General features: G+C 65.2%; 15 protein-coding genes and 1 pseudogene. 6 read left to right on the plus strand and 10 right to left on the minus strand.

Annotation, left to right across the window (positions count from 1 at the left end; genetic code table 11):
• Complete coding sequence (locus Q0094_RS08075; RefSeq protein WP_297617549.1) at positions 1 to 1,542, minus strand: deoxyribodipyrimidine photo-lyase; 1,542 nt, start codon at positions 1,540 to 1,542, stop codon at positions 1 to 3.
• Between the two features lie 104 nt (positions 1,543 to 1,646).
• On the opposite strand from Q0094_RS08075, the gene pepN reads away from it, so the two are divergent.
• On the plus strand, positions 1,647 to 4,244 hold the full coding sequence (gene pepN, locus Q0094_RS08080) for an aminopeptidase N (RefSeq protein ID WP_297617552.1): 2,598 nt from the start codon (positions 1,647 to 1,649) through the stop codon (positions 4,242 to 4,244).
• Between the two features lie 82 nt (positions 4,245 to 4,326).
• Here the strand turns inward: pepN and Q0094_RS08085 are convergent, their stop codons facing one another.
• Positions 4,327 to 5,085 carry a DUF1624 domain-containing protein gene (locus Q0094_RS08085; protein ID WP_297617555.1) on the minus strand — a complete coding sequence of 253 codons (759 nt, stop codon included), beginning with the start codon at positions 5,083 to 5,085 and terminating at the stop codon, positions 4,327 to 4,329.
• Positions 5,086 to 5,142: 57 nt separating this feature from the next.
• Entirely contained in the window at positions 5,143 to 5,751 is a 609-nt protein-coding gene (locus Q0094_RS08090; RefSeq protein WP_297617558.1) for a transglycosylase SLT domain-containing protein, read from the minus strand.
• Positions 5,752 to 5,934: 183 nt separating this feature from the next.
• On the opposite strand from Q0094_RS08090, the gene gatB reads away from it, so the two are divergent.
• Positions 5,935 to 7,494 carry an Asp-tRNA(Asn)/Glu-tRNA(Gln) amidotransferase subunit GatB gene (gene gatB / locus Q0094_RS08095; RefSeq protein WP_297617561.1) on the plus strand — a complete coding sequence of 520 codons (1,560 nt, stop codon included), beginning with the start codon at positions 5,935 to 5,937 and terminating at the stop codon, positions 7,492 to 7,494.
• A gap of 19 nt (positions 7,495 to 7,513) precedes the next feature.
• Here the strand turns inward: gatB and Q0094_RS08100 are convergent, their stop codons facing one another.
• Both Q0094_RS08100 and Q0094_RS08105 read right to left on the minus strand, forming a co-directional pair.
• Positions 7,514 to 7,669 carry a hypothetical protein gene (locus Q0094_RS08100; protein WP_297617564.1) on the minus strand — a complete coding sequence of 52 codons (156 nt, stop codon included), beginning with the start codon at positions 7,667 to 7,669 and terminating at the stop codon, positions 7,514 to 7,516.
• A 157-nt stretch (positions 7,670 to 7,826) separates the two neighbouring features.
• Complete coding sequence (locus tag Q0094_RS08105; RefSeq protein ID WP_297617567.1) at positions 7,827 to 9,029, minus strand: pyridoxal phosphate-dependent aminotransferase; 1,203 nt, start codon at positions 9,027 to 9,029, stop codon at positions 7,827 to 7,829.
• A 109-nt stretch (positions 9,030 to 9,138) separates the two neighbouring features.
• On the opposite strand from Q0094_RS08105, the gene Q0094_RS08110 reads away from it, so the two are divergent.
• Genes Q0094_RS08110 through Q0094_RS08120 form a run of 3 tightly spaced genes read left to right on the plus strand, consistent with a single transcriptional unit; the run spans position 9,139 to position 10,384 of the window.
• Positions 9,139 to 9,543: a helix-turn-helix transcriptional regulator gene (locus tag Q0094_RS08110; RefSeq protein WP_297617570.1), complete on the plus strand. Its 405-nt coding sequence runs from the start codon at positions 9,139 to 9,141 to the stop codon at positions 9,541 to 9,543.
• Positions 9,544 to 9,548: 5 nt separating this feature from the next.
• On the plus strand, positions 9,549 to 9,827 hold the full coding sequence (locus Q0094_RS08115) for a succinate dehydrogenase assembly factor 2 (RefSeq protein ID WP_297617573.1): 279 nt from the start codon (positions 9,549 to 9,551) through the stop codon (positions 9,825 to 9,827).
• Positions 9,828 to 9,886: 59 nt separating this feature from the next.
• On the plus strand, positions 9,887 to 10,384 hold the full coding sequence (locus tag Q0094_RS08120; RefSeq protein WP_297617576.1) for a winged helix DNA-binding protein: 498 nt from the start codon (positions 9,887 to 9,889) through the stop codon (positions 10,382 to 10,384).
• A 27-nt stretch (positions 10,385 to 10,411) separates the two neighbouring features.
• On the opposite strand, the gene Q0094_RS08125 is transcribed toward Q0094_RS08120, so the two are convergent.
• Genes Q0094_RS08125 through ccmA form a run of 5 tightly spaced genes read right to left on the minus strand, consistent with a single transcriptional unit; the run spans position 10,412 to position 13,223 of the window.
• Positions 10,412 to 11,008, minus strand: coding sequence for a DsbE family thiol:disulfide interchange protein (locus Q0094_RS08125; protein WP_297617579.1), 597 nt, complete (start codon positions 11,006 to 11,008; stop codon positions 10,412 to 10,414).
• A complete protein-coding gene (gene ccmD / locus Q0094_RS08130; protein WP_297617582.1) occupies positions 11,005 to 11,160 on the minus strand; it encodes a heme exporter protein CcmD in 156 nt (51 codons plus the stop codon). Before ccmD ends, Q0094_RS08125 begins: the two co-directional genes overlap by 4 nt.
• Before the next feature lie 2 nt (positions 11,161 to 11,162).
• Complete coding sequence (locus Q0094_RS08135) at positions 11,163 to 11,894, minus strand: heme ABC transporter permease (protein ID WP_297617585.1); 732 nt, start codon at positions 11,892 to 11,894, stop codon at positions 11,163 to 11,165.
• Between the two features lie 55 nt (positions 11,895 to 11,949).
• Positions 11,950 to 12,606, minus strand: a complete 657-nt coding sequence (ccmB, locus tag Q0094_RS08140) for a heme exporter protein CcmB (RefSeq protein WP_297617587.1) — start codon at positions 12,604 to 12,606, stop codon at positions 11,950 to 11,952.
• On the minus strand, positions 12,603 to 13,223 hold the full coding sequence (gene ccmA, locus Q0094_RS08145) for a heme ABC exporter ATP-binding protein CcmA (RefSeq protein WP_297617589.1): 621 nt from the start codon (positions 13,221 to 13,223) through the stop codon (positions 12,603 to 12,605). Before ccmA ends, ccmB begins: the two co-directional genes overlap by 4 nt.
• 161 nt (positions 13,224 to 13,384) lie before the next feature.
• Between ccmA and Q0094_RS08150 the strand changes: the two are divergent.
• A pseudogene (locus Q0094_RS08150) lies at positions 13,385 to 13,737 on the plus strand (site-specific DNA-methyltransferase); the annotation flags it as partial.

Raw genomic sequence — 13,737 nt, forward strand, 5'->3', positions numbered from 1 at the left:
CTAGAGATCAAAGCTGAGTTGGTCTTGGGCCATGGGGGTGGGGCGGCGTTTCGGGCTGCGGTCATTGACGAAATGGCGCCCGGCTCCGCGATCCTTGCGGCTGGCGTGTTTGTCGACCAGCGCTGCGGCTTCGCCATGGAACTGCGCGCCGCGTCGCACCGCCCAGACCGCGTCACGGGCCGTGCGGGCGGCCGTGGCGATGTCGATGATCGGGGCGGGATAGGTCTTGTCCAGCACCCCTGCGGCGCCCGCCCAAAGCCAGGGCGATTGCAGATACGCATCGGGCAGGTCGCGCAATTCCGGGCACCATCGGCGGGTAAAGGCCCCGGTCGGATCTTGATCTTGCCCCTGTTTCACGGGGTTGTAGATGCGCAGCGTGTTCATGCCCGTGGTGCCCGATTGCATCTGCATCTGTGGCCAGTGGATGCCCGGCTCGTAATCGGTGAACAGCCGCGCCAGATGCGGCCCCGTTGCGCGCCAGTCAAGCCAGAGGTGATAGCTGGCCACCGAGACCAGCATCGCGCGCATGCGGAAATTCAGCCATCCCGTGGCGATCAGCGACCGCATGCAGGCATCGACAAAGGGAATGCCGGTTTCGCCCTGTTCCCAGGCGATCCGCCGCGCCCCATCGGGTTCACGCGGGCGCAGCCCCTCATAGGCGGAATGCAGGCAGCGCGTCTCGAGGCTGGGGGCATCTTCGAGCTTTTGCATGAAATGATCGCGCCAGGCGAGGCGGGCCTCGAAGCTTTTGAGCGCACCCGCCCAGCCGTCGCGCGCAGGGGGGGCTTGCAGCTTGCGCCGGGTTGCGGCCTGAGCGGCTTCGCGCGGGCTGAGCGTGCCCCAGGCCAGATGCGGAGACAGGCGCGAACACGCGTCGGCGCCCGACAGCGGCGAGGACATGGCGCGCCGGTAATCGCGCCCCCGGAGGTCAAGAAAGCTGTCAAGCAGCGCCAGACCGGCACCGCGCCCGCCTGTCTGGCGCCCCGGGCAGGGATCGGCGGGCAGCCCCAGATCGCGCGCATCGGGGATCTTGCCCGGATCGAGCGCGAAGCCGTGCAGCGCTGTGGGCGCGGGGATCAGCGCGGCGCGCACAGCGCGTTCGCGCCGCCCGGCCCAGCCATCGCGGCTGTGCAGGCGGCGCACGACGCCCGGCTGCGGGACTTCTTGCCACAAGATGCCCGCATCGCGCGCCCAAGCCGCGATGGCGCGGTCGCGCGCATAGCTCCAGCCATTGCCGGTTTCCTCAAGGCTCATGATGTGACGGATGCCGGTGATCTGGCAAAGCCTGTCCAGCACCGCCCGAGTGGGGCCCGTGCGCACCACCAGCGGCGCGCCCAAGCCCGCAAGATGGCCGCGCAATTCCGTCAGGGTTTCGGCCACGAAGGCCCAGTGGCGGGCGGCGGCGTCGGGCTGTGCCCAAGCCTCGGGGTCGGCGATGAACAGGGGCAAGACCCGGCCGCCCCGTGCCGCCGCTTGGGCCAGCACGGGATTATCGTTTACCCGCAGATCGCGCTTGAACCAAACAAGAACATCCTGACCCATGGCCGGTCAGATAGCAGCCATGCGGCGGCTGTCAAAGGGCCCGGCTTGCAGCGCGCGCCGCGCGCGCCTAGCCTGTCGGCCCAAGCCACACCGCAGGAGCCGTGATGACCCAGACCGCCCCCCAAGACATCCATCTGGCCGATTACCGCCCGCCTGCCTATCTGGTGGATCATGTGGCGTTGACCTTTCGGCTGGCGCCCGAGCACACGCGGGTCGCCGCGTCGATCCGGTTTCGGCGCAACCCCGATGGGGCGGGGGGCGATCTGTGGCTGGACGGTGAAGGGCTGCGCCTGATCGACGCGGCGATTGATGGGGTGGCCCTTGGCGTTGGGGATCATGTGCTCACGCCCACCGGGTTGCGGGTCGCGGCGGACCGCTTGCCCGGCGCATCCTTTGTCTGGCAGGCCGAGGTCGAGATCGACCCCAAGGCCAATACCGCGCTCGAAGGGCTGTATATCTCGGGGGGGATGTTCTGCACCCAATGCGAGGCCGAAGGGTTTCGCAAGATCACCTATTACCCCGACCGCCCCGATGTGATGGCGCCCTTTGACGTGCGCATCGAGGCCGATCTGCCGGTGCTCCTGTCCAACGGCAACCCGGTCGCCCAAGGCCCCGGTTGGGCCGAATGGCATGATCCATGGCCCAAACCCGCCTATCTTTTTGCACTGGTGGCGGGTGATCTGGTCGCTCATGGCGACCGTTTCACCACGATGGAGGGGCGGGATGTTGCGCTCAACATCTGGGTCAGGCCCGGCGATGAGGGCAAATGCGCCTATGCGATGGATGCGCTCAAGCGGTCGATGGCCTGGGACGAGGCGGTCTATGGCCGCGCCTATGATCTGGCGGTGTTCAACATCGTGGCAGTCGATGATTTCAACATGGGCGCGATGGAGAACAAGGGCCTCAACATCTTCAATTCCAAATATGTTCTGGCCAGCCCAAAGACCGCCACCGACCGCGATTTCGAATTCATCGAAAGCATCGTGGCGCATGAATATTTCCACAACTGGACGGGCAACCGCATCACCTGTCGCGATTGGTTCCAGCTTTGCCTCAAGGAAGGGCTGACCGTGTTTCGCGATCAGCAATTCAGCGCCGATCAGCGCAGCGCGCCCGTGCAGCGCATCGAAGAGGTGCTGCAACTGCGCGCGCGCCAGTTCCGCGAGGATGCGGGGCCGCTTGCGCATAATGTCCGCCCCGAATCCTATGCCGAGATCAACAATTTCTACACCGCGACCGTCTATGAAAAGGGCGCCGAGGTGATCGGCATGCTGCGCCATCTGGTGGGCGCGCAAGCCTATCGCGCCGCGCTCGACGAATATTTCCGCCGCCATGACGGGCAGGCCTGCACCATCGAGGATTGGCTGGCGGTGTTCGAGGATGTGACGGGCCGCGACCTGTCACAGTTCAAGCGCTGGTACACTCAGGCGGGCACGCCCCGCCTGCGCGCGGATTGGCAGATCACGGGCCATGCGCTGCGGCTGAGGCTGCGCCAGGATGTCCCGCCCACACCCGGCCAACCGCACAAGGACCCCATGGTGATCCCGGTCGTGCTGGGGGTGCTCGCGCCCGACGGGACCGCGCTTTTGCCCCAGACCATGGTGGTTCTGGACCGCCCCGAGAGGGTGGTCGATTTCGATCTGGCAGCCTTGGCCGCACAGGCGGGGGTGGGGGTGCCTGATCGGGTGGTCCCGTCGCTGTTGCGGGGGTTTTCGGCGCCGGTTATTCTTGATGCGCCGCTCACGCGCGATGATCGGCTGGTCTTGTTGGCCCATGACACCGATCCCTTCACCCGCTGGGAGGCCGGGCGCAGCCTGATGCGCGAAACGCTTCTGGGCATGCTGGCGGGGGGCGCACCCGATCCGGCGCTGTTCGCGGCGCTGGGGCGGCTTTTGGGCGACGACGGGCTTGATCCGGCCTTTCGCGCCTTGGCCCTGGCCCTTCCGTCCGAGGATGACATGGCGCAGGCCGCCCATGACGCCGGGCTGGTGCCCGACCCCACGGTGATCCATGCCACGCGGCGCGCGCTGCAAGCGGCCATGGCCGGGGCGTTGGCGCCGGTTCTGGCGGCGCTTTATGCCGCGATGGACCCTGGGCCCAGCTACAGCCCCGCTGCCGATCAGGCCGCAAGGCGCGCGTTGCGCAACGCCTGCCTGATGCTGTTGACGCAGATCGAAGGGCCTGCGCGGGCGCGCGCGCACCACGAAGCCGCCAGCAACATGACCGACGAGATGGCGGGCTTTGTCGCGCTGATCGAGGCGGGCGACACGCAGATCGCGGCGCGCTTCTTCGAGCGGTGGAAAGATGATCGGCTGGTGATGGACAAATGGTTCATGGTCCAGATCGCGCATGCCGAACCCAAGGCGGCGGTCGCCACGGCCGCGCGGCTGAGCACCCATCCGCTGTTCGACTGGACCAATCCCAACCGCTTTCGCGCAGTTCTTGCCGGTCTGACCTCGGGCAATCCGGCAGGGTTTCATGACCCCTCGGGGGCGGGATATCGGTTTGTGGCGGATTGGCTGATGCGGCTTGATGCCAAGAACCCACAGACCGCCGCGCGCATGTCGACGGCCTTTGAGACATGGGCCCGCTATGATGCCGACAGGCAGGCGATGATGCGGGCCGAATTGGCGCGATGCGCCGCACAGCCCGGGTTGAGCCGCGATCTGTCCGAGATGGTGGGTCGGATGCTGGCGGGCTGAGCCCACGGCCGGTGCACGGCCCTTGACCGGCCAGGCGTGGGGTGGGCGGCCGCGCTTGCGTATTTGGGGAAAGATGACGCGATCAGGCGCGAAGCTGAAGCATGATCCAGATCAGCGCGATCAGCACCGGCTGGTGGACCAGATAGAGGATCAGGCTGTGCTGCCCCGCCCGGATCAAAGGGGCCAGCGCGCGCGGTGCTTTCCAGCGGGCCAGCCGCGCCCAAATCCCGGCGCGCGCCATCAGCTTTGCTGCGGCCAGCCCGAAGAGAAAGGGCGCGAACCACGGAAAGAGCGGCACGTAATCGACCGACCGCAGACCCGTGGCCTGTAGCCCGGTCCACCAGAACCATGGCGCATCGAGCGCGGCAAAGCGCGCAAGCTGCGGCAGGGTCAGCACGGCGATGCCACCGATCACCAGCACAAGAACGGGCAGGCGCAGCCACAGCAGCCCCAGAAGGCTCGCGGCCGCGATGGCGTGCAGGATGCCAAAAAAGATGAACCGATCCGGCATCGCGATGGCGGTGCCCGCCGTGATGGCCAGCGCCGCCGCCCCGATCATCGCCAGCCGCCGCCAGAACCCGCGCCAGCCGATCCCTGCGCCATGCGCCAGCCACAGGCTTGCCCCGGCCAGAAACAGAAAGCTGCCCGCCGTCAGATAGGCCAGCCAGCGCCAGCCGGGCTGCATCGTCATGCCGGGGCTGACAAGGCCAAAGAGTTCCAGATCAAAGACGACATGAAACAGCACCATCGCGCCCAAAGCCGCCGCCCGCGCCAGATCGAGCGCGTCTATTCGCGCGCTCGGGCGGATGGGCGGTGGGGATGGGGTGGCAGGCTGGGTCATGCCCACAGGCTAGCAAGGCGCGCCGGGCTTGCCCATGGTGCGCGTTCGGCGCGGCGGTCAGCCCTGACAATAGGGTTGGTCTTGCATCCATGCGCGGATGTCTTCGCGCTTGCGCGCTTGGCTGGGATGCATCGGGCCCCAATCGGCGGCAATGCCGCGCCGACCTTCTGCCACCACCCCGTCGCGCGGCACGGTCTTGGCCCAGATCCGCAAGGCGCAGCTGACATTGGCAGCACCGTCCAGCAAAGCCTGTCCGCTTGTGGCCTCACAGCCATGAAGCCGCGCGGTAGACGGGCTGATCTGCACCAGACCGAACCAGCGCCCGCCGCCGCCCACGGCCGCTTGGTTCCAGGTGCTTTCGTGGTGGGCCAGCGCCGACATCAGGCCCAGCCAAAAGGCCTCGCGCTGGGGTTCGCGGGCCTGTTCATAGGCGGGGCACCATGTGTCGATGTCGGCGGGCACCAGATCGGGCAAGATCGCGGCATGGCTGTCGAGGGCTGCAAGGCCGGCCGTCTCCCATTGGGTGGCGGCGGGCACGTGATCCCAGCGCATCGGAAACGCATCATCCGCCCCACCCCGGCTGGAGTAGGTCGCAGAGGGCACGCAGCCCGAAAGGCTTGCCAAGCAGAGCACGGCCAGACCGGCGACTTTGAGCGAAATTCTCACTGGGGCGGCTCTTTTGTTGCTTCAGGCAGTGTTTGGTGCCCGCAATCGCGGCTGATCGACAACCGCTTTGGTCCGCGATTGCCGATTTCGGCGACTTCTCGCCGATCCCGGCCCCTTGCCCCGCCCCGTTGGCTGACCTAAACGCAAGCCAACAGCGCAACCCGTCCCGCACGGAGGCAGACCATGCTCGACCTGACCTATCAATCCCCCAAGCCCAAGGTGATCGCGGGTGCCAGGCATGATTGGGAACTGGTGATCGGCATGGAGGTGCATGCTCAGGTCGCAACCCGGTCAAAGCTGTTTTCGGGCGCCTCGACCCGGTTCGGGGCCGAGCCCAATTCCAATGTCGCCTTCGTCGATGCCGGCATGCCCGGCATGTTGCCCGTGATCAACGAGGCCTGCGTGGCGCAAGCGGTGCGCACGGGCTTGGGCCTCAAGGCGCAAATCCATCTGCGCTCGGCCTTTGACCGCAAGAATTACTTCTACCCCGATCTGCCGCAGGGCTATCAGATCAGCCAGCTTTACGCGCCGCTCGTGGGCGAGGGCGAGGTGCTGGTGGAAATGGGGGCGGGGTCCGCAGGCGAAAAACCCACCGCGCGTCTGGTGCGCATCGAGCGCATCCATCTGGAACAAGACGCGGGCAAGTCGATCCATGACATGGACCCGGCCTTGTCCTTTGTCGATCTCAACCGCACGGGTGTGGCCCTGATGGAGATCGTGTCGCGCCCCGATATCCGCGGCCCCGAGGAAGCGGCCGCCTATGTCGCCAAGTTGCGCCAGATCATGCTGTATCTGGGCACCTGTGACGGCAACATGCAAAACGGCAATCTGCGCGCCGATGTGAATGTGTCGGTCTGCCGTCCCGGTGCCTATGAGCGCTATCAGGCGACACAGGATTTCGGCCATCTGGGCACGCGGTGCGAGATCAAGAACATGAACTCGCTGCGCTTCATCCAGGCCGCAATCGACTACGAGGCACGCCGCCAGATCGCGATCCTTGAGGCGGGGGGCAAGGTCGATCAGGAAACCCGGCTTTATGATCCCGACAAGGGTGAAACGCGGTCGATGCGATCCAAGGAAGAGGCGCATGATTACCGCTACTTCCCCGATCCGGACCTTTTGCCGCTGGAAATCGAGCAGGCTTGGGTGGATGATCTGGCCGCTGCGCTGCCCGAATTGCCCGATGCGAAAAAGGCGCGCTTCATCGGCGTTTATGGGTTGTCGGATTATGACGCGAGCGTGCTGACCGCCGATCTGGATGCCGCGCATTTCTTTGAGGCCGTTGTGGCAGAGGTCGCGCCGGAGGGCGCGCAAACGAAAAGCGGCGATGGCAAGCTGGCCGCCAACTGGGTGATCAACGAATTGTTCGGCCGCCTGAAAAAGCAAGAGCAAGACATCACCCAAAGCCCGGTCAGCCCGGCGCAATTGGGGGGTATCATCCGCCTGATCAAATCGGGCGACATCTCGGGCAAGATCGCCAAGGATGTGTTCGAGATCGTCTTTGCCGAAGGCGGCGACCCGGTCCAGATCGTCGCGGCGCGCGGGTTGAAACAGGTGACCGATACCGGCGCGATCGAGACCGCCGTCGATGAGATCATCGCGGCCAACCCCGATCAGGTGGAAAAGGCCAAGGCCAATCCCAAGCTGGCGGGCTGGTTCGTGGGGCAGGTGATGAAGGCCACGGGCGGCAAGGCCAATCCAGCCGTGGTCAACCAATTGGTCAGCGCCAAGCTGGGGCTGTAAGCGCGGCCGTCGTGCCCGGTCAGACCGGCATCATCCACCCGGGGCGCAGGTCGTGCACCGGATCATCGGGCGAACAGGGCTGGCCCGAAATCGGATAGCACCCGGGGGGCGCTTGGTTGCAGGCGGCCAATGCCAGCATGCCCGCCAGCGCCATCAGGAAAAGGGTCGTCTTCATGCTTGGTCGGGTCCGGTCTGTGCGCCGTCGGTCGGACCGATCGCGCGCAAGGGGCAACTGACCAAAAGCCTAGCGTGCCGGGGTCTGGGTGGCCTTGACGCGCGTCAACGCCACCCGATGCGGGCCGGGGCGGATCAAAGACCCGCCCCCGCGCCGGTTAGCGCAGGGCCGCGCAGAAATCCTGGATCCGCGTGCAGGCCTCGCGCAGGGTTTCGTCCGCCGTGGCATAGCTGACGCGGAAGCAGGGGCTAAGGCCGAAGGCCCCGCCGAACACGACCGCCACGCCCTTTTCCTCCAACAGCGCCTTGGCAAAGATCTCGTCCGTGTCGATCACCGTGCCTGCGGGCGTGGTTTTGCCCATGCAGCCCGTGATCGAGGGATAGACGTAAAACGCCCCCTCGGGCACGGGGCAGGTGACGCCGGGTGCCTCGTTCAGCATCGCCACCACCAGATCGCGGCGGCGTTTGAAGATGGCGTTGTTGGTGGCGATGTAGTCTTGCGGGCCGTTCAGCGCCTCGACCGCCGCCCATTGCGAGATGGTGCAGGGGTTGGAGGTGGATTGCGACTGCACCTTGCCCATCGCCTTGATCAGCTCGACGGGGCCCGCCGCATAGCCGATGCGCCAGCCGGTCATGGCATGGGCCTTGGACACGCCGTTGCAGGTCAGCGTGCGATCATAAAGGCCGGGCTCGACCTGTGCGGGGGTGGCGAATTTGAAATCATCATAGGCCAGATGCTCATACATGTCGTCGGTCATCACCCAGACATGGGGATGGCGCATCAGAACATCGGTCAACGCCTTGAGTTCGGCCGCCGTATAGCCCGCGCCGGTCGGGTTCGAGGGCGAGTTGAAGATGAACCATTTGGTCTTGGGCGTGATCGCGGCCTCAAGATCGGCAGGGGTGATCTTGTAGGCGTTCTGGCTCGGCCCTTCGACAAAGACGGGCGTGCCACCGGCCAAAAGCACCATATCGGGATAGCTGACCCAGTAGGGGGCGGGGATGATCACCTCGTCGCCGGGGTTCAGGGTCGCCATCAGCGCATTGTAAAGGATCTGTTTGCCACCGCTTGCGACGCTGACCTGCGCGGGTGTGTAATTCAGCCCGTTGTCGCGCTTGAACTTGGCACAGACCGCCTGTTTCAACTCGGGGATGCCGTCAACGGCGGTGTATTTCGTCTTGCCCGCGACAATGGCCGCGATGGCGCCATCCTTGATGTTTTGCGGCGTGTCGAAATCAGGCTCGCCCGCGCCAAGGCCGATCACATCTTGCCCCTTGGCCTTGAGTTCCGCCGCAAGGTTGGTGACGGCGATGGTGGGCGAAGGTTTCACGCGCGCAAGCGTGCTGGACAGGAAGGGCATGGGATGCTCCGGGTTGGGCCGTGCCCTGCGATCGGGCAACGGGTGGCAATTTCGTCGCCAAAGCATTAGGGTGCCACTTCGTCGCGATCAAGCCGAGAAGGGGAGAGAGATGACAGGGGATGTGACCTTGGGGCCGGGATGGTATGATGCCGACACAGCCACGCTGGGCGACCGGATCACCGGCGCGCGCGAGGCGGCGGGATTGAGCCAGACCGAACTGGCCCGGCGCTTGGGTGTCAGGCTGGCCACCATCCGCGCATGGGAAGACGATCAGGCAGACCCGCGCGCCAACAAGCTTCAGATGCTGGCGGGTCTTTTGGGCGTGTCGATCATGTGGCTTTTGACCGGCAAGGGTGACGGGCTGGACAGCCCCGCGCAAAATGCCCCGCTGCCCGATGATCTGCTGGCGCTTCTGGCCGAGTTGCGGCAGATGCGGCTGGATCAGGCGCGCATGGCCGACCGGATGGGGCGGCTGGACAAGCGGTTGCGCCTTGCATTGAGCCAAAGGGGATAGGGGCGATGGAACCACGCGACATCAGGTTGAAACGGTTGAAGATGCGGGCCGGCCATCGGGGCATCAAGGAAATGGACCTGATCCTTGGCGGCTGGGCCGCGCGCAATCTTGATCGCGCCGATGATGCCACGCTCGAGGCCTTTGAGGCGGTGATGGCCGAGGCGGATCAGGATCTTTACGCCTGGCTGACCGGACAGGCCGAGCCGCCCGCGCTGTTGCGCCCCTTCCTGTCGGCACTTGCCGCCGAGATCGACGGCCCTGATCGGCTATCGGCGATCCGTTAACTGAATTTTGGCGAATCCCGGTGCATGTCGGATGCGAAGCACAAGCTGCGGAGCCCATGATGAGCATGCAATCGCCCCTCGCGACCTCCACCCGATCCGGATTCCTGATCGGGTATCTGGAGTCCTTGTCCATGGTGGAGCGGTTGCACCGATTGCTGCTGGATGTGATCAAGGATGAATTCGAGCGGCTGGGGATCCTCGACATCAATGCGGTTCAGGCATTGTTGCTGTTCAACATCGGCGAGCATGAGGTCACGGCCGGCGAACTGAAGACGCGCGGCTATTATCAAGGCTCCAACGTGTCCTACAATCTCAAGAAGCTGGTCGAGATGGGGTATATGCACCACCAGCGCTGTGAGATCGACCGCAGATCGGTCCGGGTGCGGCTGACCTCAAAGGGTCGCCATGTGCGCGAAATCGTGTCAGAGCTTTTTGTCCGGCATGCCGAAGGCTTGGAAAAGAACGGCGTTCTCAATATCGATGCGCTCGACCGCGTCAGCCATTCGCTCAAGCGCATCGAACGCTATTGGTCCGATCAGATCCGATACATCTATTGACGCCTGTTCGGGCGGCGTGTGGCCCGTTCAATTGGTCGCAGGCGTTTCACCGGGCAACAACGGCAGGCTATGGCCCGCAGCCTCCAGCGCCGGGCGGATCTGGCCCCGCAGGGCGCGCTCGGTCACGGGCCCGCGAAAATGCAGCACCACGACGCCGTCGTTGTCGATGAAAAAGGTTTCGGGCATGGCCACCACGCCCCAATCGCGCCCGTTGCGGGCCTGTTCGTCGCGGCCGATCCTGTCATAGGGATTGCCCAGCTCATCCAGAAACGCCACCGCCTGTTCAAGCCTGTCGCGGTAATTCACCCCGTAAAGCGGCGCCCCCGCATCGGCCAGCGCGGTCAGAACCGGGTGTTCGGCCCGGCAGGGCGGGCACCAGCTGGCGAAGAAATTCACCATGACCAACCCGTTTCCCGCCAGATCCGCGCGCGTCAACAGCGGGGTCTGCCCCAAAGGCTGCAAAGCCAGATCAGGGGCCACCCGCCCTTGCTGCGCCGAGGGCAGGGCTTGCGTGTCAACGCCTTGCTGCAGGGCGTTTTGCGTGTTCATCAGCTGATAGCCAGCGATCCCGAAAAACCCCGCCGTCACCACCAGCGGTGCAAGCATAAGCCAATTGATCTTCATGCCGCGCGGTCTTTGCGGCTTTCCACCTCTTCCAGACGCGCGCGGATGCGGCGCGCCTGAAAGATCGAGGCAAGGATGATCACCGCCAACAGCCCCAGCGACACCGCGTAAGACGCCAGCACATAGACCGCATATTGACCCAGATCGGGCATCTTCAGCCCATCCTTTCCTGCGCGATCAACGCCTTGAGGCGGCGGGCGCGAATTTCGGTCTGCGTGCGATACAGCACCAGCGCCAGAAACAGGAACCCGAAGCCAGCCAGACTGATCACCAGCGGATACCAGAAAACGTTGGAAATATTCTGCTCCCGATCAAGCGACAGGGTGGCCCCCTGATGCAGCCCCTGGTTCCAGAACAACAGCGCATAGCGCGAGATCACGGCGAACACCGACCCCACAAGGCACAGCACCGATGTCAGATCGGCGGCGCTGTCGGGGTTCTCGATCGCCTCCCACAAGGCCATGTAACCCAGATAGAACAAAAACAGGATCAGAAACGATGTCAGCCGTGGATCCCATTCCCACCATGTGCCCCACATCGGTTGGCCCCAGATCGCACCCGTGGCCAGCGCGATCAGCGTAAACACCATGCCGACGGGTGCTGCCGCCTTGGCTGCCAGCGCGCTGACGTGATGGCGCCGGATCACCCAGATGAGCGAGGCCACCAACATCATCAGCCACGCATTCACCGCCATGATGGCCGAGGGCACATGGATATAGATGATCTTGACCGTCGATCCCTGCCGGAAATCATCGGGCGTGAAGAAAAACCCCCAAACCAGCCCCACGACAAGACAAACGCCTGCCAGCCCTGCAATCCAAGGCAGCACAAAGGCGGAGGTCGCCATGAATTTGCGCGGGTTCGCGTATTCCCAGATCGAAGCCATGGGGCAAACTTAAAAGCGGATGTTCGCGCTCACAATGGGACAGACGCGCGCGCCCCTAGCGCAGATTGACGCGGAGGGCGGCAGCGGCGGCAAAGGGCAAAACGGCCAGACACCCCAGCGTGATCCCGCCCACCAGCAAAAGCGGCGTCAGCGCCTCTTGCCCCGCCGCGCCGCGCGTCACGCAAAGTGCGGCAAAGATCAGCGTCGGCATGTAAAGCGGCAAGACCAGCAAGGACAAGAGCAGCCCGCCCCGCTTGATCCCCACCGTCAAGGCCGCGCCAAAGGTGCCGATCGCCGACAGCGCCGGCGTGCCCAGGGCCAGGGATGCCATCAGCCAACCATGGCCCGATGCGGGCAGGTTCAGCAAAACCCCCAGCACTGGTGCTGCCAGAACAAGCGGCAGCCCCGTGGTGATCCAATGCGCCAGCGCCTTGATCGCGGCCAACCCTTCCAGCGGCACGGGGCTGGTGGCGATCAGGTCGAGCGTCCCGTCCTCCCAATCGAGCTGAAAGATGCGGTCGAGCGACAGGAGGCAGGCCAACAGCGCCCCCAGCCACAAGATGCCCGGCGCGATCACCGCCAGAACGCCGGTTTCCGGCCCCACGCCAAAGGGCACCATCGTGGTGAAGATCAGGAAAAACGCAAGCGACAACCCAAATCCGCCGCCCGCGCGGATGGCCAGTGCCAGGTCGCGCGACAGCAGCGCGATCATGCCACAGCCTCGGCAAAGGGATCGTCGGCGCGGATGCGCTTGGCCACAAAGGGCGTGATGTCAAGGGTTTGTGCCGTGGGCAGGCCCAGATCGATATGGGTGGCGATGATGGCCGCACCGCCCCGGCCCAGATGCGCGGTCACGGCGCTCGCGAAACGGGCGACGTTTTCCGCATCAAGCGACACGGTCGGCTCGTCCAGACACCAGATCGGCCGCCCCGTCACCAGAAGCCGCGCCAGCGACAGCCGCCGCTTTTGCCCCGCCGACATCTCGCCCGCCCGCCGGTCCAGAAGCGGGCCGAGGTGAAAGGCCGCGACCGCCGCCGTGATGTCGCGCGTGCCAAAGACGCCGGCCCAGAACACGAGGTTTTCGCGCACGCTCAGCTGCGCCTTCAGCCCGTCGGCATGGGCGGCATAGGCGATGGCATCGGGGTCGGCCTCGATCCGGCCTGCAAGGGGCGGCGTCAACCCCGCCAGCGTGCGCAAAAGCGTGGTTTTCCCCGCCCCGTTCGGCCCGCGCAGGATCAGCGCTTGGCCCGGCGCGACCGCAAAGGTCACCCCCGCCAGAATCTGGGCCGGCCCACGGGCACAGGCAAGATCGACAACGCGCAATGTCATGGCCCGATCGGTAGCCCAAAGGGCAGGGCAGGGAAAGCCCAAGTCGCGCGCAACCGCGCGGGCCGGGGGCAAGTTGCGTCTTGGCCCGCGGGGCAAGCTCTGGTTAACCTTGGCCTGTGTAACTGGTATCGCGCGCGCCCCCGCTTCGGGGCAGGGCGCGCATGGGTAACGAGTGGGGGTGTGGCGCGATGAACCACCTGTATTATGGCGACAATCTCAATGTTCTGCGCGATCTGCCCGGTGATCATGTGGATCTGATCTATCTTGATCCGCCCTTCAATTCCAATGCGGGCTACAACCAGCTGTTCAAAGCCCCCGACGGGTCAGGCAGCACCGCCCAGATCGAGGCGTTCAACGACACATGGCATTGGGGCGACGCGGCCGAAGATGCCTTTCAAGCGGTGCGCCGCAGCCCCAACGCCGCCGCCGCCCAGATGCTGAGCGCGATGCGCGGCTTTCTGGGCGAAAATGACATGATGGCCTATCTCGCCATGATGGCCGTGCGGCTGATCGA

Origin of the sequence: uncultured Roseicyclus sp. (genome assembly GCF_937892565.1) — a bacterium.
Taxonomy (GTDB): Bacteria; Pseudomonadota; Alphaproteobacteria; order Rhodobacterales; family Rhodobacteraceae; genus Roseicyclus.